Below are 24,909 nucleotides of genomic sequence, written 5' to 3'. Positions count from 1 at the left end.
GGGCATTCCATAGAGCCGAGCCCATGCCCGGCTGGCCACTCGCCGGAGCAGCCGGGCATCGGCTCGGCGCTACAGGAAGCTAGGCCAGCAGCGTTTCCAGCTGCGCCGGTTCGCGTGCCAGCTGGCCAGCGCCGGCCGCGGTGAGTTCCGCCTCACCGCCAAAGCCCCACAGCACACCCACGCTGCGCAGGCCGTGGTGACGCGCGCCTTCGATGTCCATGCGGCGGTCGCCGATCATCCAGCACTGTGCGGGCTGCACCTGCAGCCGGCGCAGAGCTTCCCCGACCAGCTCCGGCTTGTGGCTGCGCGAGCCATCCAGGGTCGAACCGATGATCTCCTCGAACAGCCCGCCAAACGGCAGGTGCGCAAGGATGCGGCGCGCATGCGGCTCGTTCTTGGCGGTGACCACCGCCAGGCGGTGGCCACGGCCATGCAGCGTGCGCAGCGTGTCTTCCACCTGCGGGTACACCGTGTGTTCACGCCAGCCTTCGACGTCGAAGCGCTCACGGTAGTAGCCCACCGCCTGTTCCACCCGTGCCGGTTCGACGAACAGCGGCGCGAAGGTGGTGCGCAGCGACGGACCGATCCAGCCCAGCAGCGTCTCCTGCGGCGGCACCGGATGGTCCATCTTCTGCAGCGCATAGGCGATGCAGGCGGTGATGCCCACCTGCGAATCGATCAGCGTGCCGTCGAGGTCGAAGAACAGGACATCCTTGCTACGGTCGGCACTCATGCGCCGCGCGCGTCGAGCGCGGCGACGGCCGGCAGGGTCTTGCCTTCCAGGAACTCCAGGAACGCACCACCGCCAGTGGAGATATAGCTGACCTGTCCGGCGATATCGAACTTGTCGACCGCCGCCAGGGTGTCGCCACCGCCCGCGATGGAGAATGCCGGCGAGCTGGCGATGGCGCGGGCCAGCGCTTCGGTGCCCTTGCTGAAGGCTTCGAACTCGAACACGCCGACCGGGCCGTTCCAGACCACGGTGCCGGCCTTTCCGATCAGCTGCGCGTACTGCGCAGCGGTCTGCGGGCCAATATCCAGGATCAGGTCGTCCTCGGCGACGGCGTCGACCGCCTTCACTTCGGCAACAGCGTCCGGCATGAACTGCTTGGCGGTGACCACGTCGACCGGCAGCGGGATGTCGGCGCCACGCGCCTTGGCATCGGCCACGATCTTCTTCGCGGTGTCCAGCAGGTCCGGCTCATACAGCGACTTGCCGACCTTGTAGCCGGCGGCAGCGATGAATGTGTTGGCGATGCCACCACCAACGATCAGCTGGTCGACCTTGCCGACCAGGTTGGCCAGCAGTTCCAGCTTGGTGCTGACCTTGCTGCCGGCAACGATGGCCAGCAGCGGCTTGGCCGGTGCGTCCAGCGCCTGCGCCAGCGCGTCCAGCTCGGCCATCAGCAGCGGGCCACCGGCCGCGACCGGGGCGAAGCGGATGACGCCATGGGTCGAGGCCTGCGCGCGGTGTGCGGTACCAAAGGCATCCATCACGAACACGTCGCACAGGGCGGCGTACTTCTTCGACAGGGCCTCGTCGTCCTTGCCCTCGCCGACATTCATGCGGCAGTTTTCCAGCAGCACCAGCTGGCCCGGCTGCACGTCGACGCCGTCGACCCAGTCACGCACCAGCGGAACCTCGCGGCCGAGCAGCTCGGACAGGCGCTGGGCGACCGGCGCCAGCGACTCCGCTTCGCTCCACACGCCTTCCTTCGGGCGCCCCAGGTGCGAGGTGACCATCACCGCCGCGCCCTGCTCCAGCGCGCGCTTGAGCGTCGGCAGCGAAGCGGTGATGCGCTGTTCGGAGGTGATGCGGCCATTCTCGATCGGCACGTTCAGATCCTGGCGGATCAGCACGCGCTTGCCGGAGAGGTCGAGGTCGGTCATGCGGACGATGGACATGGGCAACTCTTTGGCTCAGGGACGGGATGCCGGGCTACGGCAGGCGGCCATTGTATCGGGTGGCGATGCCTGCGGCAGGCAGAGGCGTACGGCAACAGCGAACTGCAACAGCCAAAGCGCTGGCGCTTCTTGGTGCTGAGGGTGAGCCGGGGTGCTGTGGGGTGGCAGGGGACGCCGTAAACCCGTCCATGGGGGCTTGGTCGCCGCATCCATGTGGCTCACACCCCTGCCACCCCACACCATCCCGGCCTCGACAGGTTCATGAGGCGGAGCGGATGGCAAAGGCAGGAGCAAGAGCGGTTTCTGATGTCGGAGAAACCAATGTAGAGCCGAGCCCATGCTCGGCTGGGTCTACCGCGAGCAGCAGCCGAGCGTGGGCTCGGCTCTACAAAGAGCGCCCAGCCAAGCAGCTTTTGCTCTTCTTTTTTTATTTCCGTGGGTGGACGCACACGGAAACTGTCAGAGGCCGGGCGGGTGGGCTGGGCAGGGGTATCCGCGCCATGGATGGCGCGGCTAAGCCTCCAGGGACGGATTCACGGCGTCCCCTGCCCAGCCCACCCGCTCGGCCCATCCCCGGGATCGCGCTTTGCAGCCACCCACGAGGGGCTGCGCCGTTCGCCGGAACCTACGCCGAAGGCGTCCGCTTCTGCCGAAGCAGGCTGAGCGCCAGACCACCCACCACCAGCACGCCCAGACCCAGCAGCGCCCACAACAGCCACGACTTCCAGTCATGCTGCGGCTTCAGCGCCGCATCGCCCGCCAGCGGCTCCGGGCTGCCTTCCAGTCGCGCCAGCGTCGGCTGCCACGACGGATCGTTGCGCTGCCGAAGTTCCTCGATCAACACCCCGATCGGCGCGTCCGTGCGGCGCGCGGTCGCGCTGCCCACCGCCAGTGCGTAGGGCGCCGCACCCTGGCTCAGGAACACCAGCACTTCCGGTTGGTAGCCCAGGCGCAGCGTCGCCGCAGTGGCAGATTCCGCCGGATTGGCCACCAGCTTCCAGTAGCGGTCGCGGTGCACGCCGCCCAGCGGCTGCGCCGCCGACTGCTGGCGCTGGCCCTGCGTGCCCTGTTGCACCTGGTAGGCGATCCACGGCGCGCTGCGGCGCTGCCACTCGGCACTCTCGTCATCACGACTGAACAGCGTCCATTGCACCAGGCTGTTGTCGGTGCTGGCCACATCGGCGCGCGCCACCGGGAACCGGCCATCCATCTCGAAGGTGTATTCGCCCTTGCCCTTCGACGTCGGCTCCAGCGACAGCCATTCCCACGGCAGCGTGGCCGGCGCTGGCGGCAGTTCCGCCAACACGCCGCGCAGGGTCGGCAGCCGCGAGTCGCCCTGCGCCAGGATGCGCAGGTAGCGTGCAGTGCCGTCCACCTGCAGGCGGCGCTGCAGCAGGCGCTTGCCGGCGCGCTGCAGATCCACCAGCGGCACGTCGCGACCCATCGATCGCCAGTGCTGCAGGTCATCACTGGCATCCAGCTGAACCTGCGCCTGCAGCGGCTGGCCGCTGTCGGCCCAGTCCAGCACCAGCGCCGCCAGCGGCTGCTGGTCGAGCATGCTGGCGTCGATCAGCCAGCCGCCCTGCCCGTTCGCCGTCGCCCCGCCACTCACCCGTGCTTCGACCCGGCGCACGCGCCCATCGGTATCACGCTCGGTCAGCAGCTGCAGATCGTTGCGCTGGGCATCGGCCAGCGGTGGCAGCACAAACCACGGCAGTTCACGCTGCACCGGCGGTTGCGCCAGCGGCTGGTCCGGCGCCAGCAGTGCCGACGGCAGCAGCTGGCTGGCTGCATTGAACACCTGCAGGTCGCTGAGGTCGGGGCTCACGGCACGGCGGTAGATCGCCGGCTCCAGCACGATGCGGTAGGCACCGGACTGCGCGCTGGACAATGTGAGCGGCCATTGCTCGGCATACTGCGTGCGGTAATCAGCCGCCTGCACCACGACGGCGGCCAGCATGCCGAACATCGCCGGCAGCAGCGCCCTGCTCCACTTCCTCATTGCTTTTCCTCCACGGTCGGCGCCACGCTCGGCGGAGCCGGTGCCAGATAACCCACGACCGTGCACAGCAGGCCGTAGGCGATGAACGATGCGATGCCCAGCAGGTTGCCCAGGTGCTGGCGATCGACAATAACCAGCTTGGCCAGTACCACGCCCATCAGCACGGCACCGACCATCCACAGCACACGCTGGCCACGACGCGAACCCCACACCCAGGCAATCACGCCCAGCACGCTCCACAACACGGTCAGGCTGGTCTGGGCCAGGCTGAAGCGCATCATCGACGCGTTCCACGCCAGCCCACCCCACTGGTGCACGCCATGCAGCACCAGGCTGGTCAGCGCGACGAAGGCCGCCAGTGCCAGCAGCGGCATGCGGATGTTCAGCAATGCCTGCGGGGCCTGCGATCCCTGATTGCTGTACAGCCAGCGCGCCAGCAGCAACAGGCTCAACCATTGGCCGATCTCGGCCGGATTCAGCACCGGCAGCCACAACAGCGGTGCGGCGTCGCCCGGCAGCAGCTGGCCCAACAGCCAGCCGATCGACAGCAGGCCGAACAGCACGCACTGCAGCGGGACGCGCACGCTGTCGAAGGCCTGTCCCAATGGCCAGCGCAGCGCATTCCAGCGCCACAGCGACAGTGCCGCCATCAGCAGCCATGGCAAGGTCACCAGCAGGGTCGTCCAGCCCTGCGCCAGATCGGCTTCGCCACCGCCCCACAGGGCCAGCAGCGAAAGCAGCGACGGCCACAGCAGCCACCACAGGAACTGCGCGATGCGGGCCACGGTATCGCCGCCCTGGCGCAGGCACAGCAGGGTCCGCACGCCCAGCACCGCGAACACCGCCCAGGCCAGCGCGCCATAACCGGCGAACGGCTGGTGGTGTGCATCGCTCTGCACCAGGGCCAGCGGGAAGCCCAGCGCGAGCATGGCCAGTGCGGTCACGCCCAGTGCACGCGCCGGCTGGCGACGCTGCACTTCGGCCACCAGCCAGGCAGTGACCGCGGCCAGCACCAGCAACGCGTCCACTTCGGTGCGGTACGGGAAGAAGCGCGTGATCTCATGGACCAGGCCGCCCAGCCACCACAGCAGGCCCCACAGGTAGTACACCAGTGCGACCTCATGACGTGGCCTGCGCTGGTAGCTCCACGCCGACGCGAAGCCGGCCAGGGCCAGCAACAGCGCGCCGATGGCGGTCGGGTTGATCAGGAAGCGCAGGTCTTCGTGCCAGTGGTCGCCACCGGCAACGAAGGCGAATGCGGCGCCGATCTGCAGCAACGCGCCGGATACCTGCGGCAGCCAGCGCTTCTGGCGCAGCCCCAACCAGGCCAGGCCTGCACCTTCCAGCGCAAACACGGCACCGGTGGCACGCGCCGACAAGGCCAGCGGCACCGCCAGCGTGGCGAAGCCCACCGCAAGCACGGCATGCGACTGCGCCAGCATGGTGTACGACGCACGTGCGATCAGCGCCCGTGCCAGTACCGCGTAGATCGCGGCCAGGCCCAGCGCGCATAGTGCCAGCGTCATCGGTTGTTCGTGCAGCATGCCTGCCTGCAACGAGAATGCGACCAGCGGCGCGCCGAACACCAGGCTGCCATCGATCAGATCGCGCCGGCCGGCCGGCTGGCGGCGCGCGTACAGCAGCGGGATCAGCAGGTAGAACACGAAGAACAACAGCAGGAACGGCTCAGTGCTGCTGAACTTGTCCGGTACGTACTGCAGCGCGCCCCAGAAGGTGCCGATGCCGAAAGTGAAGGCGAAGCCCAGCAGGTTCAGCGCGCGCCAAGGGCGGAACCAGGCGATGGCGAAGATGCCCGCGTTGAGCACCGCGTAATAGCTGAACAGCCCCACGTGATTGCCGCTGCCGGTGGACAGCCACAGTGGTGCCATGAAGCCGGCCAGGATGCCCAGCACGGCCAGCGTGCGCGAGTTCTGCACCACCGCCAGCACGCACAGCCCGGCCACCAGGGCAATGGAGCTGGCGAAGGCGAAGCCCGGCGGAATCAGGTCGAAGCGCTTGAAGGCCGCGAAGATGGTCAGCAGCAGTACGCCGATGGCACCGCCCTGCAATGCCAGCGCAAACAGGCGCCGGCGCTCGCGCTGGTGCCAACCAAAGGCCAGCAGGCCCAGCGCGCCCGCAGTGATGCCGGCCAGGCGCAGCTCGATCGGCAACACCAGCCAGCCCTGGTCGCTGACGTACTTCAGCAGCGCAGCGACACCGGCCAGCAGCACCAGCATGCCGATCTTGACCGGGACGTTGCCTTCGGTGAACCAGCGCTTGACCGCACCGATGCCGCGCTCGATGACGTTGGGCAGTGCCGGCTCGGAAGGCAGCGGCGGCTGCACCGGCACCGGTGGCACCGGCGGTGGCGCAGCAGGTCGGGGAACAGGCGCCTCGGTCGGCGCTGCTTCGCGCACCGGTGGCTGCGTGGGGTGCGGCGCAGCAGCGGCGACCGGCCGCAGGAACGGTGGATCGGCACTGGCCGTGGGCGTGGCCGCAGCCCGTTCAGGCGTGGGCGCGCTGGCGGCCGGCCTGGCGGTGGCAGGCGCGGCGGCCATCGCGCTTTCCAGCGCCGCGACGCGGCGGCGCAGGCCGGAGATCATCACCAGCGCCACCACCAGCAGCAGGGGGATGGCCAACAGGACCAATACGACCAGTGCGATCAGTGCTTCCATTGCGTGCTTCCATTGCGTTCCCGCGCCCCAGCGGCAGCGGTCGACCGCCCCATGCTACGACAGGGTGGGCCCCTTAAACGACGAACCCCGGCCAGGCCGGGGTTCGTCTGCGATCTACGCCGGCCTTACTTGGCGGCGATGACCTTGGCCATTTCCAGGCACTTGTTCGAGTAGCCCCACTCGTTGTCGTACCAGGTCACCAGCTTGACGAAGGTGCCGTCCAGGGCGATGCCGGCATCGGCGTCGAACACCGAGGTGCAGGTTTCGCCGCGGAAATCGGTGGCCACCACCTTGTCTTCGGTGTAGCCCAGGATGCCCTTCAGCGGGCCTTCGCTCTGTGCCTTCACTTCGGCGCAGATCTCGGCGTAGGTGGCTTCCTTTTCCAGCTCGACGGTCAGGTCGACCACCGACACGTCCGAGGTCGGCACGCGGAAGCTCATGCCGGTCAGCTTCTTGTTCAGTTCCGGAATGACCACGCCGACGGCCTTGGCCGCACCGGTGGACGAGGGAATGATGTTTTCCAGGATGCCACGGCCGCCGCGCCAGTCCTTGTTGGACGGGCCATCGACGGTCTTCTGGGTGGCGGTGGCCGCATGCACGGTGGTCATCAGGCCGCGCTTGATGCCCCACTTGTCATTGATGACCTTGGCCAGCGGGGCCAGGCAGTTGGTGGTGCACGAGGCGTTGGAGATGATCGCCTGGCCGGCGTAGGTCTTGTCGTTCACGCCGTACACGAACATCGGCGTGTCGTCCTTCGACGGGGCCGACATGATGACCTTCTTGGCGCCGGCATCGATGTGCTTCTGCGCGGTTTCCTTGGTCAGGAACAGGCCGGTGGCTTCCAGCACCACATCAGCGCCGACTTCATCCCACTTCAGGTTGGCCGGGTCGCGTTCCTGGGTCAGGCGGATCTTCTTGCCGTTGACCAGCAGGTCGTTGCCCTGCACCGCCACGTCGGCCTTGAAGCGGCCGTGCACGGAGTCGTACTTGAGCATGTACGCCAGGTAGTCCGGCTCCAGCAGATCGTTGATGGCCACGATTTCGATGTCGTCGCCGAAGTTCAGCACCGCCGAGCGCAGGACGTTACGCCCGATGCGACCGAAACCGTTGATACCAACCTTGATTGCCATTTCTCAAGCTCCTGCGGCCGCGACAGGTGCGGCGGGATGGATAGGGCCCACAAGTCTAGCAAACCGCCGCTGGCCACCGTGGGCCAGCCGGGACCGCCGGCCGGCCCACGGACAGGATTTGATCCGGATCAAAGCGTTAGCGCGGCGTGAGGCCGAGACTGTCGCCATCCACCCAGCAACGAGAACACCCCCATGCGCAAGACCTCCCCCCTGATCGTGGCCAGCCTGGCCGCCGCCCTGTCGCTCGCCGCCGCCCCGGCCATGGCCCAGTCCAAGGGCGACTGGACCGTCTCGGCCGGCGTGCACCAGGTGGCGCCGAAGTCGAACAACGGCTGGCTGGCCGGCGGCACCCTGAAGGTCGACGTCGACAATGACGTCAAGCCGACCATCACCGGCGAGTACTTCATCGCCGACAACCTGGGCATCGAAGTGCTGGCCGCGCTGCCGTTCAAGCACGACATCAACATCAACGGCCTGGGCCGCGTCGGCAGCACCAAGCAACTGCCGCCGGTGGTCACCCTGCAGTACCACTTCAACAGCAAGGGCAAGGTGTCGCCGTTCGTCGGCGCCGGCCTGAACTACACCACCTTCTTCAGCGAAGACACTACGGGTGCGCTGGCCGGCAGCAAGCTGAAGCTGCAGGATTCGTGGGGCCTGGCCGCACACGCCGGCGTGGACTTCGCGATCGGCGAGAAGGGCGCCCTGCGCGTGGACATGCGCTGGATCGACATCGACAGCAAGGTGAAGTTGAACGGCGAGAAGATCGGCACGGTCAACATCGATCCGCTGGTCTACGGCGCTTCGTACGTCTTCAAGTTCTAAAGCGGTGTATTGGGCGCGGGGGCTTCGCCCCCGCTCCCCCGCTACACGCAAAGCCCTCGCAGCATGTTGCCCCGGTAATTGCCGGGGCTTTTTTGTGCCTGGGACTGAAGCGGTTCCGGAGCTGGGGCAAGGCAGGGAGCGGAGCCGGGACACGCCCCTCCCTCTACGCTTCCACTTCGGAACAGGAACGCGCCGCTCTTCAATCCACCTACCCCGCTAGAATGGGCGCATGAAAGCCCTGCACTCCCTGTTCCTCGCCGCCGCCCTGGCGCCGGCCCTGCTGTCCGTCTCCGCCCCTGCCCATGCCTGGGGCGCGCAAGGCCACCGCCTTGTCGCCGAAGTCGCCGACGCCCGCCTCACCCCCGCCGCCCGCGCCGAAGTGGACCGCCTGCTGGCCACCGAACCGGACGCCACCCTGGCCAGCATCGCGCCCTGGGCCGACCAGCTGCGCGCCAAGGACCCGGGCCTGGGCCGTCGCTCGGCCGGCTGGCACTACGTCAACATCGCCGAAGACGACTGCCACTACGAAGCACCGAAGCACTGCAGGAACGGCAACTGCATCGTCGAAGCCCTCAAGGCGCAGAGCGCCATTCTGGGCGACCGCAGCCTGACTGACGGCGAGCGCCTGCAGGCGCTGAAGTTCGTCGTGCACCTGGTCGGCGACATCCACCAGCCGATGCACGCCGGCTACGCCCACGACAAGGGCGGCAATGATTTCCAGCTGCAGTTCGGCAACCGCGGTACCAACCTGCACTCGCTGTGGGACAGCGGCATGCTCAACACCCGCAAGCTGGACGATGCCGGCTACCTGCCGGTGCTGCAGAGCCAGCGCGCACCGAAGCTGGCGCGCCAGTCCAACCCGCAGCGCGACCCGCAGGCCTGGGCCGAAGCCAGCTGCCGCATCTCCATGCAACCTGGCGTTTATCCGGCCTCGCGTAAAATCGGTGACGAGTACACCGAGCGCTACCGGCCGCTGGCCGAAGCGCAGCTGCGGCTGGCCGGTGAAAACCTGGCGCAGTTGCTGAACCGCGTGCTCGGCACGCGCTGAGGAGAGCTCCAATGCCGGTCCAGGTGCAGTCGTTCTTCCACCGTGACAGCAACACCTTCAGCTACCTGGTCAGCGACCCGGCCAGCGGCGAGGCGGCGCTGATCGATCCGGTCCTGGACTACGACCCGGACACCGACGCCAGCAGCGAATCACCGCTGCGCGCGGCATTGCAGGCCATCGAACAACAGGGCCTGCAGCTGCGCTGGCTGCTGGAGACGCATGCCCACGCCGACCATGTGTCGGCCGGGCGCCGGCTCAAGCAGCGCTTTCCGCAGGCCACGCTGGCCATCGGTGAAGGCATCCGCGCGGTGCAGGCGACGTTTGCGCCACGCTATGGCCTGCAGCTTCCGGGCGCCGATGAAATCTTCGACCACCTGTTCAGTGACGGCGAGACCTTCACTTTGGGCGAACTGCGCTGCCAGGTGATCGCCGTGCCTGGCCACACCAGCGACAGCATCGCCTACCTGATTGACGATGCGCTGTTCACTGGCGACTCGCTGTTCATGCCCGATGGCGGCACTGCCCGCTGCGACTTCCCCGGCGGTGATGCCGCACAGCTGTACCGCTCGATCCAGCGCCTGCTGGCCCTGCCGGATGCCACCCGCGTGTTCGTCTGCCACGACTACGGCCCGGGCGGCCGCGACTTCGCCAACGAAACCACCATCGGTGAACAGCGCGCGCACAACATCCACGTGCACGACGGCGTGGCCGAGGCGGAGTTCGTCAGCGTGCGCCAGGCCCGCGATGCGACGTTGGAAGAACCGAAGCTGATGCAGCCTGCGGTAAAGGCCAATATCCAGGGCGGGGCCTGACGTACGCCGGGCAGAGCCCGGCGCCATCGGTTTCCATCACGGACCGCGAGCGTTCATTTTCCCTGCATCCGCACCACGTGCTGGCCCTTCACGATCTCGAACGTGAAGGCGTACTGCAGGGTGACCGCTACCGGCTCGACGCGCTCGGCGCCCCGGCAGTCACCGCGGTCGGCAGGCACCTTGCCCGCCGCGAAGTGGCAGACCGCTGCGGACGAGTACTTCCACATCGCCACGGCTTCCTGGGCAGCCTGCAGCAGGGGCGCATTCTCGCCCGCAGCACCTGCCGCGCACTCCGGACGATCGGTCAATGGCAGGCTTCGCTCCACGGCGCCATTGGCATCAACCACCACCTGCAGGCAGATCGTGGTCGGCGCCAGTTCCGCGCGCGGGTCACGATCGCCAACCTCCGGGTCTGGTGCCGCGTACAGCTGGGGCATCCGGTAGCCTTCGGTCGCACCCAGCGAATACACCTGCGACTGTCCACCGCCGCTGCCCGCCTGCGGCTGCAGGCGCTGGTGGCCGACATTTTCGCTGCGGGTATCCACCGTGGTCAGGCGGTCCTGGCTCGCACACCCCACCAGCAGCGCTGCCGCCATGATCAGCGCAGCGGACTTCATTGGGTGTCCTCGGTGTTGTCCATGGCGAACGTGATCGGAATCTTCACCGCCGCTGCAACCGGCTTACCGTTCTTCATCGCCGGCCGATAGGTCCAGCTGCGTGCCGCAGCGATCGACACCGCATCGAACACGCCCGGATTGGTGGCACTGAGCACGCGGACATCGCTGGGACGCCCCTGCGCATCCACCTCCACGCGCAGGTTCACCACACCTACCTGGCGCTGCTCGAACGCGGATTTCGGATAGGACGGCGGTGGCATCCTGTCGATCTGGATCGGACGGTCCAGCCCAGCCTTGGCCGCATCTTCCTCAGCGTGCTCGAACGGCTCGACACCGATCCCCGGGCTCCCAACCGCGCCGCCCTGGCTGGCCCATGCCACCGCGCCCATGCCCACACACAACCCGACCACCAGCACCTGCCCGGACACCCACGGCAATGCCTTCCGCTTGGACTGCTTCAACATGGCGATACGCTCCTTCAACACGGGTTGGCTGCGCCAATGGCAGACCACGGGCGCAACCGGGTGGACCAGCTGCGCCTTCAGCAGCGTGCTGGCGTAGAGGCCGCGCAGCGCCGGCTGCGGGGCCATGGTGCGGGCATCGCAGGCCAGTTCCTGGTCGCGCAGGAAGCGGCCCGCAGCCCACGGCAGAAGCGGGTGGAACCAGAACACCGCGCGCACCAGCAGCAGCGCACCGTTGGCCCAGTGATCGCCATGACGGTGATGGCTGCGCTCGTGCTGCAGGATCAAGCTCTGTTCCTGTGCGGTGAACTGCAGGTCGAAGTCGGGACCAACCACGATGCGTGGGCGCCACAGGCCAACCAGCGCGGGCAAGCCGGGATCGCCGCTGGCCTGCCAGCTGCCATCGGTGCGCGGCGTCAGTGGGCCCATGCTCCGTTCGAAACGATGTTGTGCGTGCAGGTCGCGCAACAGGCGGATGCCCGCGCCCAATGCCCACAGCGCGAACAACAGCCCGGCCCATGGCAGCGAGGGCCCGCTCAGGGCATCGAGGGCACCGGGCATCACTTTCAGCGGCAGCGTGGGTACCTGCTGCAACACCGCAACCTGTGGCAATGGCAGCGTCAGGGCCACCAGCAGCAGCGGCAGCAGCCACCAGCTGCGGTAGGCCAGCCCAGCGCCCCCCAACCGCACCAGCAGCGGTCGCAGCACCGCCAGCAGGACCACACCCACGGCCAGCCACAAGCTGACCCGCCACAGTCCGTCGAGCAGCTCAGTCATGGTCCAGCTCCTGGATCAGCTTCTTCAGTTCGGCGATGTCCTGCGCGCTCAGCTGGCCGCGTTCGCTGAAGTGCGCGACCAGCGGCGCCACGCGCCCTTCGAAGACACGGCCGATGAAGTCCTGGCTCTGCGCCTCCACCCACGTCTGTCGCTGCAGCAGCGGCCGGTACAGGTAACGCCGTCCATCGCGCTCGGCAGTGATCGCGCCCTTGGTCAGCAGGCGGTTGAGCAGGGTCTTGATGGTCGGCTCGGCCCAGTCGCGATGGGCCAGCGCGGCCACCACGTCATCGGCACTACGCGGTGCCTGCTGCCACAGCACCTCCATCACGACGGCTTCGGCTTCGCTGATCGGGGTCATGGTTTACATCCGTAATCGACGGATTGATTACGCGCGTAATCGAACTACCTGTCAAGCCCCTCGACTCCGGGTTCATCCCGGCTGCGCCAGCATCGGTTCCTCCCGCCCCTGGCCCCGGATGAAAGCACTGCCGAAGAAGGATTTCCCGGTCGAGCAGGCCCGCCGCTTCCTCGAACCCGGCCCGATCGTGCTGGTCAGCACGGCATGGCGCGGCCAGCGCAACCTGATGACGATGGGCTGGCACATGGTCATGGGCTTCTCGCCTTCACTGGTCGCCACCTACCTGTGGGACGCAAACCACAGCCACGCGTTGGCGCGCGGCAGCGGCGAGTGCGTGATCAACGTGCCCGGGGTGGAGCTGCTCGATACCGTGGTGGACATCGGCAACTGCAGCGGCCGCGAGGTCGACAAGTTCGCCCGTTTCGGGCTCGACGCACTGCCCGCGCGTGAGGTCGGCGCGCCACTGGTCGGCCAATGCCATTCGTGCTTCGAATGCCGCCTGTACGACGACAGCCAGGTGGCAGCGAGCAATCTGTTCATCTGGGAAATCGTGCATGCCCATGTTGCGCCCCGGCCGAAACTGCCGCGCACGGTGCATTACCGCGGCGATGGGCAGTTCATGGTGGCCGGCGCGGAAGTCTCGCGTCGACGGCGGTTCAAGCCCGACATGCTGTAATGCCCGCACTCCCCCGACGCAGGACCGCCGCGCATGACCGAACACCTCACCGACCTGGACGCCGCCGTCGACTGGTTGTTTGCGCGCGTGGACGGGCCGCTGCGGATCGGGGCACCGCTGGCACTGGGCAAGCCGCATCGGCTGCTCAATGCCCTCTACGCACGCGTCGAACATGATCCTTCGCGGCCGCTGCAGCTGTATACCGCGCTGTCGCTGAATCCGCCGAAGGCGCGGGGCAACGGCCTGGAGGCGCGCTTCCTGGCGCCGTTCGCGCAGCGCCATTTCGGCGACGACTTCCCGCGCCTGGCCTATGCCGATGCGATCGCACGCGACGCGTTGCCGGCACATGTGCAGGTGGAAGAGTTCTACATGCAATCCGGCGCCCTGCTCGGGTCGCGCCAGGCGCAATCCAGCTATACCAGCCTGAACTACACCCACGCCGCCGATGCGGTGGCGCAGCGCGCGCCACAGGTGATCGTGCAGAAAGTGGCGATGCGCCCGAACGACCGCCGGCTTTCCCTGTCGTGCAACAACGACATCACCCAGGACACGCTGGACGCGATGACCGCACGTGGCCTGCCGCGTCCGCTGCTGATTGCCGAGATCGATCCCCAGTTGCCCTACCTGGGCGGCTCGGCCACGGTCGATGTCTCGTTCTTCGATCTGGTGATCACCCCACCGCCGCCGTACCCGGCGCTGTTCGGGCTGCCGCGGCAGCCGGTCGGCGATGTCGACTACGCCATCGGCCTGTACGCCAGCACGCTGGTGCGCGATGGCGGCACGCTGCAGATCGGCATCGGTACGCTGGCCGACGCGCTCAGCCATGCGCTGGTGCTGCGCCACACCGACAACGCGCGCTACCGCCGCGTGCTGCACGCGCTGGATCCGCAGCTGGCCAGCCACCCGCTGGTGCAGGAGATCGGCGGCGTGGACCCGTTCGAAGTGGGCCTGTACGGCTGCAGCGAGATGCTCAACGAGGGCTTCCGCAGGCTGGTGCAGACCGGGGTGATCAAGCGCAAGGTACACGATGACCTGGCGCTGATGCAGCGCATCGAGAACGGCAGCACGCTGTCGATCGACCACGCCACCCTGGCGGCCGAAGGTGAGTACCTGCACGGCGCGTTCTACCTGGGCTCGCCGGAATTCTACGAGTGGCTGCGCACGCTGCCGGAGGACGAGTGCCGTGCGATCGGCATGCGCCGCATCAGCGAGATCAACCAGCTGTACGGCGGCAACGAAACGCTGGAACGCCTGCAGCGCCGCCATGCGCGCTTCTTCAACTCCTGCATGATGGCCACCGCGCTGGGCGCGGCGGTGTCCGACGCGCTGGACGATGGACGCGTGGTATCCGGTGTGGGCGGCCAGTACAACTTCGTGGCGATGGCACATGCCCTGCCGGAAGCCCGCAGCGTGCTGATGTTCCGCGCCGCGCGCGATGACAAGGGCCGACGCGAATCCAACGTGCGCTGGAACTACGGGCACACCACCATTCCGCGCCACCTGCGCGACATCTACCTCAACGAATACGGCATTGCCGACCTGCGCGGACTGACCGACGAGGACTGCGTGCATGCGATGACCGCAATCACCGAGGCCCCGTTCCAGGGCGGCCTGCTGCAGCAGGCGCACGCCTCGCGCAAACTGCTGGCGGTCGCGCAACCGGATCCGCAGCGGCAGCAGCGCAATACGCCGCAGGCGCTGACAGCGGCGCTGGCCCCGTTCCGCGCCGATGGCAGTCTGCCGGACTATCCGCTGGGCAGTGACTTCAACGAGATCGAGCAGGTGCTGGTGAAAGCGCTGGCGTGGCTGAAGGCCAATACGCAGACCCGCGGCGACAAGCTGCGTACCGTCTGGGCAGCACTACGGCAACCGGCCGGCGACGGCGATGCGGTGTACCTGCAGCGCATGGGCCTGCAGGCACCGAAGGATTTCGCCGAACGCCTGGACGCGCGCCTGCTGCGGCTGGCACTGGCGCGCACCGCCTGAGAAAAGGGGACGGAGGGGATTAAGTCGTTTGTGCACAAACGACTTAATCCCCTCCGTCCCCTTTTTCCTGCGGCAAAGAAAAGGCCGGCGTGCGCCGGCCTTTCCTCATTACGTCGCGATGCTGCTTACAGCGCCTTGGCGGCTTCCACCACGTGGGCGGTGGTAATGCCGAAGTGCTTGTACAGCTGGTCGGCCGGGGCGGAGGCACCGAAGGTGTCGATACCGATCACGGCACCGTCCAGGCCGACGAACTGGCGCCAGAAGCCGGTGACACCGGCTTCCACAGCCACGCGCTTGCGCACCGCGTTCGGCAGCACCGATTCACGGTAGGCCGCGTCCTGGCGCAGGAACACGTCGGTGGACGGCATCGAGACCACGCGGGTCTTGAGACCAGCCGCATCCAGCTGGGCCTTGGCTTCGGTGGCCAGCGAGACTTCCGAACCGGTGGCGATCAGGATCACATCCGGGGTGCCGGCGGCATCGGCCAGCACGTAACCGCCGCGCTCGATCTGCGCGATCTGCTCGGCGCTGCGCGGCTGGTGCGGCAGGTTCTGGCGGCTGAACACCAGGCAGCTCGGGCCGTCCTGGCGGGTGATCGCGGCCTTCCAGCTCACCGCCGACTCGACCGCATCGCACGGACGCCACACGTCGTTGTTCGGGATGTAGCGCAGCGAGGCCAGGTGCTCCACCGGCTGGTGGGTCGGGCCGTCTTCGCCCAGGCCGATCGAGTCGTGGGTGTAGACGTGGATGGCGTGCGCCGGGATCAGCGCGCTCATGCGCACGCCGTTGCGGGCGTAGTCGCTGAACACCAGGAAGGTGGCGTCGAACGGAATGAAGCCACCGTGCAGGGCCAGGCCGTTGGCAATGGCGGTCATGCCGAACTCGCGCACGCCGTAATACACGTAGTTGGCGTTGGCGTCGTCGCTGGCAACCGATTTGCTGCCCTTCCACAGGGTCAGGTTGGAGTGCGCCAGGTCGGCCGAGCCGCCGACGATTTCCGGCAGCAGCGGGGCATAGGCTTCGATGGCCAGCTGCGACGCCTTGCGCGAGGCGATCGTCGGGCCTTCCGCGGCCACCTGGGCGATGTACGCATCGGCCTTGGCAACGAAGTCGGCCGGCAGTTCGCCATGCGAGCGGCGGGTCAGTTCGGCTGCTTCAGCCGGGTACTGGCTGGCGTACTTGTCGAACAGCTGTTCCCACTCGGCCTGGCGCAGGGTGCCGGCGCCATTGGCGCGCCAGCCGTCGTAGATCGCCTGCGGGATCTCGAACGGGCCGTATTCCCAGCCCAGCTGCTTGCGGGTGGCTTCCAGCTCGTCCTTGCCCAGCGGTGCACCGTGGCTGGATTCCTTGCCCGCCTTGTTCGGCGAACCAAACCCGATGGTGGTGCGGCAGCAGATCAGGGTCGGCTTGTCGCTCTGCGACAGCGCGGCCTCGATGCCGGCCTTGATGCTGTCCGGGTCATGGCCATCGACGTCGCGGACCACGTTCCAGCCATAGGCCTCGAAACGCTCCGGGGTGTTGTCGGTGAACCAGCCCTCGACGTTGCCGTCGATGGAGATGTGGTTGTTGTCCCAGAAGCAGACCAGCTTGTGCAGGCCCCAGGTACCGGCCAGTGAGGCCGCTTCATGCGACACGCCTTCCATCAGGCAGCCATCGCCCATGAACACCCAGGTGCGGTGGTCGACCACTTCCAGCTCCGGGCGGTTGAAGCGCTGTGCCAGCAGCTTCTCGGCCAGGGCGAAGCCCACGGCGTTGGCGAAACCCTGGCCCAGCGGGCCGGTGGTGGTCTCCACGCCCGGGGTCTCGTGGCGTTCCGGGTGACCGGCGGTGTGGCTGCCCAGCTGGCGGAACAGCTTCAGCTGCTCGATCGGCAGGTCGTAGCCGCTCAGGTGCAGCAGCGCGTACTGCAGCATCGAACCGTGGCCGTTGGACAGCACGAAACGGTCGCGGTTGAACCAGTGCGGGTTGCTCGGGTTATGGCGGAGGTAGTCGTTCCAGAGGACTTCGGCGATGTCGGCCATGCCCATGGGCATGCCGGGGTGGCCGGACTTTGCGGTTTCAACCGCATCGGCGGCAAGGAAGCGGATGGCGTTGGCCAACTGGCGACGGGTAGGCTGCGTCATGGTTCTGTCGGAATCGGGAGGCGGCCGCGGACGTGCGGGCGGCCTATTGTCCCATAGTCGCCGGGCGGGGGGTCGGTTCACCTTGCCCGGTCGTGCCGGCCGCTGGCCCGCAAGGACGTGATCTCCGCCGGATTCCGCATGTGAAAAGGGGCCGGAGCCCTTTCCCCTGAGGAAAGGAATCCGACCCCGATCAGGTCGCCAGGAGGGGCGTTGGACTCAGTCCTGCTGCGGACCCAGCGCCGGGCCATCGTGCGACTCGCCCTTGGCCACCAGCGTGGTCAGGGCCAGGTCGCCGGTCACGTTCAGCGCGGTACGGCACATGTCCAGGAAGTGGTTCACGCCCAGGATCAGGCCGATACCCAGCGGGTTCACACCGACCATCGCGCAGATCATCGCCACCACCGGCAGCGAGCCCGACGGCACGCCGGCAGTGCCGATGCCACCGAGGATGCAGACCGCCATCACCATGATCTGCTGGCCGATGCTCAGGTCCACGCCGAAGAACTGGGCCAGGAAGATCACCGTCACACCCTCGAACAGCGCGGTGCCGTTCTGGTTGGCGGTGGCACCCACGGTCAGCACGAAGCGCGACACGCGCTGCGGCAAGCCCATCTGGTCGGCCACGCGCAGCGCGGTCGGCAGGGTGGCATTGCTGGAGGCGGTGGAGAACGCCATCACCGTTGCTTCCTGGGTATCGCGGAAGAACGACAGCGGCGAGCGGCCGGACAGCCACACCGCAGTACCGTAGGTCACGATCATGTGCAGGCCCAGCGCCAGCACCACCACGCCCACGTAGGCGCCCAGGCGGATGATCAGCTCGAAACCGAACAGCGCGGCCAGGTTGAACATGAAGCAGGCCACCGCGTACGGGGCCAGGCGGATGACCAGGTTGATCAGGGTCATCGAGATTTCGAACACGCCTTCGATGGCGCGGCGCAGCGGGGCGACCTTCTCGTTGTCGGTCAGCACCATGCCGATGCCGAACATCAGCGCGAAGAACATCAGCGACAGGATCGCGCCATTGTCCGACGCCGCCTGCAGCACGTTGCTCGGCACGATCGACAGCAGCATGTCCATGCCCTTCGGCGTGCCGTGGATGCCAGCGACGATTTCCTTGCTGCGCTCGGCGTTCTCCGAGAGCATCAGTGCCGCAGTCTGCGGATCGACGCCCGCGCCCGGCTTGAGCAGGTTGACCAGCACCAGGCCGATGCCCACCGCGATGCCGGACAGCAGCACGGTGTAGGCCAGGGTCTTCCAGCCGATGCGGCCGAGGGCGCGGATGTCGCCCATCTCCGACACGCCCATGATCAGCGCCGAGAAGATCAGCGGCACGATCAGCATGAAGATCAGGTTGAGGAACAGGCCCGACGCCGGGGTGGTGACGTAGTCCATTACCCACTTGGCACCAGCCTGCAGACCATCGACGCTGCCGCCCAGGGCGTGCACGATCAGTCCCAGGACCAGGCCGATCGCAAAGCCGATGCCCATCTTCCAATGCAGGGGCAACTTCTTCTTGTCGGCAGCAGCTGCTGTCATACGCGGGTTTCCTCGAAAAATGAATGCACTCTAACAAAGCGCGCAAGCGGCGCCGGTTCAGGTTCGCCGCGGCGGATACAGCGGCGCCAGGTCAGTGTCGGCGGTGCCCGCAGCCGCCGACCAGTGCGGTCCGTCACGGAAGACCTCGCGCAGGCGCGTGCGCAGCGGCGCCAGATCCCCCTGCCCGCCCCACCGCGCCTGCTGCAGGTCCTGTAGCACTTGACGCTGGGCTGCATCCCCAAGCCGCGCGATGACCTGCTCGATGCGTTCCACACCAGCCATCGCACACAGCTGTGCTTCCACCTGGTCGAAGCCCTCGCCATCCAGCGCGCGGCGCAGTTCTGCCAGGCCGGCACGCCCGCCCGCCGCAGTCGGCACAGAGGCCTTGCCCGCTACTGGCGCCACTGCGCGCGGGCGCCGACCTCGCTGCCAGCCCCACAGGAGAGTCAGCAGCCACAGCAACGCCAGGCCGATGGCCGCCGCCATCCACGGCCACGGACGCTCGGACAGGCCGCTGGCACGCGGATCGGTCGCGGCGATGCGGCTGTCCCGGCCATCGGCGCCCGGCAGCGCGGCATCGGTGTCGATCGGCGGCAATGGCGCCGGTGAGGCAGTGCCGGTGCCGGTGCCGGCCGCGACGGCCAGCGTCAGGTCCGGCAGCTTCGCCTCCTGCGCCTTGCCGTTACGCACATCCCACCAGGGCAGGCGCGGCCCCGGCACCACCAGCGAACCCGGCTGGCGCGGCACGATCGAATAGCGGCGGGTGATCTTCAGGCGCGGCGTGCTGCCGTTGAAGGTCTCTTCGTACTGTGCCGGTTCGGCGAACACCTGCGCATTGGTGCCGACATCCGGCACCGGCAGGTCGGTGAACTGCGCGCGCGTCGCGCCTTCGGCAACCGCTTCGACCACCACGTTGGCGGCCTCACCGGTGCGGGCACTGGTCGGCGCACTGGTGTAGCGCAGCTGCAGGCTCTGCAGTGGCAGCCACGGCTGCGGGGCCTGCGCCGGCTGTGCCTGCACCTGCAGCGTGCGGTCTGCGCCGGTGGCATTCATGCGGCCATCGCCACCGCCGAAGAAGTCGTCGAAGAAGCCACCCGCACTGCGCCCACTGAAACGGGCACCGGCCAGGCGCAACGCGCCGCTGCGCTCAGGGATCAGCAGGAAACGCCGTTCGACCACGTTGTAGCGGCGCCCGTTGACCTGGCGTACATCGGTGCGGTCGTCGCCCACACGCTGCAACGACGCGCCCGCCGGGGTATCCAGCACCAGCTCGCCGGAGGCCAGCTGCGAGGCGAAGTACAGCCGCACCACCACGCCCACGCTCTGCTGCACATACGGCGTATCGTCATCGACAACGGTTTCGATGAAGGCCATCGCATTGCTGTCGGGCCCCGCCACGGCCGCCGCATCGACCTGCAGCGTCAGCGGTGCGGTGCGCACACTGCCCACCTGCAGGCCCGGTACCACCAGCGCACCACTACGTCGTGGTGTCAGCGCCACGCCATACAGGTTGCGCTGCTGCATGCTGCCATTGCTCCATTCCACCTGGCGGCTGCTGGTCTGCCCGCTCAGGTCGAAGTCGGTGCGCAATGGCGTGAAGTCAGGGGCGCCCTGGTCGCTCTCGACATTGAGCGTGACCGTGTCGCCCATCGCGATGCGGTCGCGGTCCAGCCACGCGCGCGGCTGCGCCCAGGCCAGCAGCGGCAGCCACAACAGCAGCGCCGCCAGTACCTGTCGAGGCCAGTGCCCGTGCATGTTGATCGACCGCGTCATCGCCCTTCCCTCTTCCTGCGTTCGTTTTCCAGCTGGAACTTGGCCCGCAGCAATGCGCCCGGATCATCCGGCACACGCCTCATCCATGCCTCCACCGCCTGTTGCTCCTCGCGCTGGCGCGGCGTGCGGCCCTCACCACCCGGCACTGGCTTGCCGCCCTTGCCGGCCTCACCCTCGCGTGCCTGCTGCATCGCCTGCTGCATGCGCTGGCGCTGCTGTTCATCGGCCTGCGCCTGCGCCTTGGCATCTTCCACCTGCGGTGGTGCCTGCTGGCCATCGCGGCCACGTTCGCCAGGCTGAGGCTCCGACTGCGCGTTGTTGTCACCCGCCTTGGGCTGGCCCTGCTGGCCCGACGGCGGCTGGCCCTGGCCGGGTTGCTGCTGGCCCTGCTTCGGCTGTCCCTGTGGGTTCTGCTGGCCCTGCGGGCCCTGCGGTTGTTTCTGCTGCCCGTTGTGCGGTGGCTTCTGTTGATCCTGGCCTTGGCCGCCCCCGGATGGCCTGCGCTTGCGTGCGGCATCGACCACGGCACGGTTGGCCACCGCATCGGCCATGCCCGGATGCAGCGCCAGCGCGCGGTCGTAGGCGGCAATCGCGTCGTCGTAGTTGCCTTCGCGTGCCAGCGTGTTGGCCAGGTTGTACCAACCGGCATCGCTGTCGATGCCTTCGAACTGTCTGCGTGCAGTGGCGAAGTCGCCCCTGCGGTAGGCCTGAACCCCCTCGGCCAGGCGTTGATGCTGCAGCTGGTCGCTGCGCTTCCACAGCGTGCCCTGCGCCGGCTGCGAGACAGGCGTCGCAGGGGCCTGCGCCTGCGCGTCATTCATCCATGGCAGCAGACCCACCGCGAGCACCGCGGCCAGCACCGCGCGACGGCGGAAGGCCAGCAATGCCAGCAGCATCACCGGCGGCAGCAACCAGAAGCCTTCGTCACGCCACTGCTTGCCTTCGCCCGGCCGCTGCGCCGCCGTGCCGTCGCGCGCGTCGAGTACACCGAGCGCACGCAGATCGCCGTCATCGGCAGAGATGCGCGCATAGCGGCCGCCACCGGCAGTGGCGACTGCACGCAGGCTGCCCTCATCCAGCGCGGCCTGGCGGATCTGCGCATTGCCATCGCGGTAGGCCGCACCGGCAGGCGTGCCCAGGCCCAGCACCGACACATGCAGGCCCAGGCTGCGTGCCTGCGCCGCCGCCAGTGCAGCTTCGCTGTCCGCCTGATCGCTGACCAGCAGGATCTGCCCCTGCAACGCGCCGATCTGCCGCATCAAGCGTGTCGCCCAGTCGACGCCGCGGTCGGCACGCTGGCCATCACGCGGCATCACGTCCGGCGACAGCGCATCCAGATACAACGCAACATTGCTGCCGTCGTCGGTCAGCGGCGCCACGGTGTAGGCATCATCGGCATACACCACCAGCCCCACCTGCCCGCCCTGGCGCGCGCGCAGCAGTTCGCCCACTTTCGCCCGCGCCTGCAGCAGGCGCGACGGCGGAAGATCGGTTGCCGTGATCCGGCTGGACAGGTCCAGCACCACCAGCAGCGGTGCGCTGGCCTGGAACATCGGTTGTGCCTGCTGGCGCCAGCTCGGCCCGGCCATGGCCAGCGATGCCAGTGTCCAGCCCAGCAGCAGCGCCCATGGCAGGCGCACTCGCCGCTTCGCGCCCGCGGCCAGCAGGTGCGGCAACAGGTGTGCGTCCACCGCCTGCCGCCACGCATCACTGCGTCGCTGCCGGTACACCGCGAGCGCGAGGATCAGGGGCAACGCCAGCAGCGCCCACAACCACTCCGGTCGCAGGAAGTGCAATGCGCTCCAATCGGGGAGATTCGAAGCAAACGCGATCATCGGCGACGCTCCGGCCACAGCCAGGCCAGCACGCCCAGCAGCAACGCCAGCCCCAACGGCCAGGCATAGCGTTCTTCGCGCGGACGCAGGCTCGGCCCCTTCGCGGCGACCGGCTCCAGGCGATCGAGCTCGGCGTAGATCCCGGCCAGCTGCGCGGTGTCACGCGCGCGGAAGAACTGGCCACCGGTCATGCTGGCGATCTTCTTCAGGGTGGCCTCATCGACCGGATCCTGGTCGGTGGAAATCGGGATACCAAACAGGCGCATGCTGCCATCGCCGCCGAATGCAACCGTGTGGATGCGCACGCCTTCGGCGCGCGCGACTTCCGCGGCGCGCAGCGGCTCCAGCACACCGGCGTTGCTGACACCATCGGTCAACAGGATCAGTACGCGCTGTCCCTCCGGCTGGCTGCGCAGGCGCTTCACCGCCAGGCCGATGGCATCACCGATGGCGGTCTCGCGCCCGGCCAGGCCGACCACGCTGTCGCGCAACTGATCGCGCACGCTGGCCAGGTCTGCGGTAAGCGGCGTAAGCGTGTAGGCGCGATCACCGAAAATCAGCAGGCCGACGCGGTCGCCGGCACGACGATCCAGGAAGTCGGCCAGCACGGCCTTGGCCGCGGTGAGGCGATCAACCGCCTGGGCTCCCAGCACCATGTCACCCTCGCCCATGCTGCCGGACACGTCCATCGCCAGCATCATCTGCCGGCCCTGCTGCGGCGGCGTGATGGCTTCGCCCAGCTGCTGCGGCCGTGCCAGCGCGATGCACAGCGCGCACCAGCCCAGCCATAGCAGCAGCGTGCGCAGCCACGACACGTCGACGCGGCCCCCACCGGACAGCGCTTCGAGCTCGGCGGCGGCGTAGGGCACACGCAGCGCGGCGCCCGGTTCTGCACGGCGCTTCCACCAGCGCATCAGCAACGGCAACGGCAGCGCGAGCAATGCCAGTGGCCATGCCAGCTGCAGGTCCGGCCATGGCCAATAGGTCGTCCAGAGGTTCATCGGCGGCGCTCCAGCAGCATCGCCAGATAGCGCTCGCGGGCCCAACTGCGCACGGCCGCCACGTCGCTGCTGTCGACGCGTGGGCGATACGCGCCTTCGGCCAGCAGGCTGCGACGCGCATCGGGCAACGTGCCCTGCGGGTCTACACGCTGCCACCAGGCATCATCGCGCAGCGATTCACTGCCCGGCTTTGCACGGCGTGCGGCACGGCGCAGCAATCCGGCAATGGCCGCCAGTTCGGCCGCAGCGTCGGTGGTGGCTGCCAGTTCGCTATCGAACAGCTGCAACCAACGCTGGCGGCGACGGCGACGCCGCCACATCAGCACGGCGATCACCAACAGCACCAGCACAACCGCCGCGCCGACCATCAGGTAACCGGGGGCAGGCGGCCACCATGAAGGTGCCGGTGGCAACTGCACATCGCGCAGCGGCAGCGCGGCGCTCACGCCGGCACCTCGGTCGGTGATGGCGCCAGCCACGCGTCGCTGGGCGCATCCGTGGACAGCACCTGCACATCGACACGGCGTGCGCCGAGCTGGCGCCGCAGTTCCTGCAGCGGTTCGACGAAGTGTGCCTGCCAACGCGCCTGCACTTCACTGCGGCGCAGGTCGAGGCCGATGCGCTGCTGTGCGGTCTGGAACTGTAGCGCCGCCGAGGGGGGATGCAGTTCCAGCGGATCAACCAGCAGCACCAGGCTGAGATCGTGATGCTGGGCCAGCGCGCTCCAGCGCGCGGGCGGAATGCGGATGGCCTGCTGCGGATCGGCCAGCACCAGCATGCGTGCCCCCGGGCGCAGCACGCGACCGGCATGATCCAGCGCGCGCGCCAGGCCCAGATCGTCGGCCGGCGGCTGTGCATACCAGCGGGTCAGCGCGTCGAGCACGCGCAGCACGCCGCGTGGCCCGCCCGCGGGGGCAATCGGCGCTTCGCGATCGCTGCCGCGCAGCGCACCCACGCGGTCGCCGCGGCGCTGCGCCGACCACGCGGCAACCGCACCGGCACGGGCGGCCTGCACCGATTTGAAGCGCACGCGCGTGCCGAAGTACAGCGCCGGCGACGTATCGGCCACGATCAGGCTGACCCGCTCGCGCTCGGCCTGGAACAATTTGGTATGGGCGCGGCCGGTGCGCGCAGTCACGCGCCAATCGATGTGGCGCGCGTCGTCGCCAGCTACATATTCGCGCGACTCGGCGTATTCCATGCCGCGGCCGCGCAGTTGGGACGGTGCCTGGCCCGCGTTGCCGGTGCGGCCACGGCGCGGCGGCGGCGGACGCTGTGCCAGCCGCCGTAGCGCGACCAGTTCGGCCAGCTGCGGGCGCAGCCCGTCACCTTCGAGCGCGGACGGTGCCTGTTCCAGGGATGGATCGGTCAT

The 24,909-nt window shown here is 68.2% G+C and carries 20 protein-coding genes; 5 read left to right on the top strand and 15 right to left on the bottom strand.

The window, feature by feature from the left end; translation table 11 throughout:
- Positions 1-79: 79 nt before the first annotated feature.
- From AC5P98_RS09870 to gap, 5 genes are all read right to left on the bottom strand, one after another.
- Positions 80-733 carry an HAD hydrolase-like protein gene (locus AC5P98_RS09870; protein WP_014648235.1) on the bottom strand — a complete coding sequence of 218 codons (654 nt, stop codon included), beginning with the start codon at positions 731-733 and terminating at the stop codon, positions 80-82.
- Positions 730-1,905 (bottom strand): phosphoglycerate kinase, encoded by a 1,176-nt coding sequence (locus AC5P98_RS09865; protein WP_049405010.1) that lies wholly within the window; start codon positions 1,903-1,905, stop codon positions 730-732. Before AC5P98_RS09865 ends, AC5P98_RS09870 begins: the two co-directional genes overlap by 4 nt.
- 625 nt (positions 1,906-2,530) lie before the next feature.
- Complete coding sequence (locus tag AC5P98_RS09860; RefSeq protein WP_049406219.1) at positions 2,531-3,907, bottom strand: DUF3999 domain-containing protein; 1,377 nt, start codon at positions 3,905-3,907, stop codon at positions 2,531-2,533.
- Positions 3,904-6,582, bottom strand: coding sequence for a DUF2339 domain-containing protein (locus AC5P98_RS09855; RefSeq protein ID WP_049406221.1), 2,679 nt, complete (start codon positions 6,580-6,582; stop codon positions 3,904-3,906). Before AC5P98_RS09855 ends, AC5P98_RS09860 begins: the two co-directional genes overlap by 4 nt.
- A gap of 125 nt (positions 6,583-6,707) precedes the next feature.
- Positions 6,708-7,712, bottom strand: coding sequence for a type I glyceraldehyde-3-phosphate dehydrogenase (gene gap / locus AC5P98_RS09850; RefSeq protein ID WP_005414333.1), 1,005 nt, complete (start codon positions 7,710-7,712; stop codon positions 6,708-6,710).
- Between the two features lie 192 nt (positions 7,713-7,904).
- On the opposite strand from gap, the gene AC5P98_RS09845 reads away from it, so the two are divergent.
- The 3 genes from AC5P98_RS09845 (at position 7,905) to AC5P98_RS09835 (ending at position 10,394) form a co-directional block, all read left to right on the top strand.
- Positions 7,905-8,534, top strand: coding sequence for an OmpW/AlkL family protein (locus tag AC5P98_RS09845; RefSeq protein WP_014648239.1), 630 nt, complete (start codon positions 7,905-7,907; stop codon positions 8,532-8,534).
- Positions 8,535-8,763: 229 nt separating this feature from the next.
- Positions 8,764-9,582, top strand: a complete 819-nt coding sequence (locus tag AC5P98_RS09840) for a S1/P1 nuclease (RefSeq protein ID WP_049406223.1) — start codon at positions 8,764-8,766, stop codon at positions 9,580-9,582.
- Between the two features lie 11 nt (positions 9,583-9,593).
- Positions 9,594-10,394, top strand: coding sequence for an MBL fold metallo-hydrolase (locus tag AC5P98_RS09835; protein WP_014648241.1), 801 nt, complete (start codon positions 9,594-9,596; stop codon positions 10,392-10,394).
- A 53-nt stretch (positions 10,395-10,447) separates the two neighbouring features.
- Here the strand turns inward: AC5P98_RS09835 and AC5P98_RS09830 are convergent, their stop codons facing one another.
- The 3 genes from AC5P98_RS09830 to AC5P98_RS09820 are packed head-to-tail and all read right to left on the bottom strand — an operon-like array spanning position 10,448 to position 12,607.
- Positions 10,448-11,011 carry a hypothetical protein gene (locus AC5P98_RS09830; RefSeq protein ID WP_014648242.1) on the bottom strand — a complete coding sequence of 188 codons (564 nt, stop codon included), beginning with the start codon at positions 11,009-11,011 and terminating at the stop codon, positions 10,448-10,450.
- On the bottom strand, positions 11,008-12,249 hold the full coding sequence (locus AC5P98_RS09825) for a M56 family metallopeptidase (protein WP_049406226.1): 1,242 nt from the start codon (positions 12,247-12,249) through the stop codon (positions 11,008-11,010). The genes AC5P98_RS09830 and AC5P98_RS09825 overlap by 4 nt, the downstream gene beginning before the upstream one ends.
- Entirely contained in the window at positions 12,242-12,607 is a 366-nt protein-coding gene (locus tag AC5P98_RS09820) for a BlaI/MecI/CopY family transcriptional regulator (RefSeq protein WP_049406228.1), read from the bottom strand. The genes AC5P98_RS09825 and AC5P98_RS09820 overlap by 8 nt, the downstream gene beginning before the upstream one ends.
- Positions 12,608-12,725: 118 nt before the next feature.
- On the opposite strand from AC5P98_RS09820, the gene AC5P98_RS09815 reads away from it, so the two are divergent.
- Together AC5P98_RS09815 and AC5P98_RS09810 are read left to right on the top strand one after the other, a co-directional pair.
- Positions 12,726-13,283 carry a flavin reductase family protein gene (locus AC5P98_RS09815; RefSeq protein ID WP_014648245.1) on the top strand — a complete coding sequence of 186 codons (558 nt, stop codon included), beginning with the start codon at positions 12,726-12,728 and terminating at the stop codon, positions 13,281-13,283.
- A gap of 33 nt (positions 13,284-13,316) precedes the next feature.
- Positions 13,317-15,269, top strand: a complete 1,953-nt coding sequence (locus AC5P98_RS09810; RefSeq protein ID WP_049406588.1) for an acetyl-CoA hydrolase/transferase C-terminal domain-containing protein — start codon at positions 13,317-13,319, stop codon at positions 15,267-15,269.
- A 125-nt stretch (positions 15,270-15,394) separates the two neighbouring features.
- Here the strand turns inward: AC5P98_RS09810 and tkt are convergent, their stop codons facing one another.
- The 7 genes from tkt to AC5P98_RS09775 all read right to left on the bottom strand — a co-directional run bounded on the left by tkt (position 15,395) and on the right by AC5P98_RS09775 (position 24,909).
- Positions 15,395-17,392, bottom strand: a complete 1,998-nt coding sequence (gene tkt, locus AC5P98_RS09805) for a transketolase (protein ID WP_014648248.1) — start codon at positions 17,390-17,392, stop codon at positions 15,395-15,397.
- A 216-nt stretch (positions 17,393-17,608) separates the two neighbouring features.
- Positions 17,609-18,928, bottom strand: a complete 1,320-nt coding sequence (locus AC5P98_RS09800) for a dicarboxylate/amino acid:cation symporter (RefSeq protein WP_014648249.1) — start codon at positions 18,926-18,928, stop codon at positions 17,609-17,611.
- Positions 18,929-18,985: 57 nt separating this feature from the next.
- Positions 18,986-20,701, bottom strand: coding sequence for a BatD family protein (locus AC5P98_RS09795; protein ID WP_495229983.1), 1,716 nt, complete (start codon positions 20,699-20,701; stop codon positions 18,986-18,988).
- Entirely contained in the window at positions 20,698-22,536 is a 1,839-nt protein-coding gene (locus AC5P98_RS09790) for a VWA domain-containing protein (RefSeq protein ID WP_495229982.1), read from the bottom strand. Before AC5P98_RS09790 ends, AC5P98_RS09795 begins: the two co-directional genes overlap by 4 nt.
- Complete coding sequence (locus tag AC5P98_RS09785) at positions 22,533-23,537, bottom strand: vWA domain-containing protein (RefSeq protein WP_014648252.1); 1,005 nt, start codon at positions 23,535-23,537, stop codon at positions 22,533-22,535. The genes AC5P98_RS09790 and AC5P98_RS09785 overlap by 4 nt, the downstream gene beginning before the upstream one ends.
- Positions 23,534-23,983, bottom strand: a complete 450-nt coding sequence (locus AC5P98_RS09780) for a DUF4381 family protein (protein WP_014648253.1) — start codon at positions 23,981-23,983, stop codon at positions 23,534-23,536. Before AC5P98_RS09780 ends, AC5P98_RS09785 begins: the two co-directional genes overlap by 4 nt.
- Positions 23,980-24,909 (bottom strand): DUF58 domain-containing protein, encoded by a 930-nt coding sequence (locus AC5P98_RS09775; RefSeq protein ID WP_049407960.1) that lies wholly within the window; start codon positions 24,907-24,909, stop codon positions 23,980-23,982. Before AC5P98_RS09775 ends, AC5P98_RS09780 begins: the two co-directional genes overlap by 4 nt.

It is taken from the genome of Stenotrophomonas sp. YJH_SMC_135, assembly GCF_059372355.1.
The sequence above is the reverse complement of the archived record's forward strand: the minus strand, read 5'-3'. Positions and strand labels throughout refer to the sequence as shown.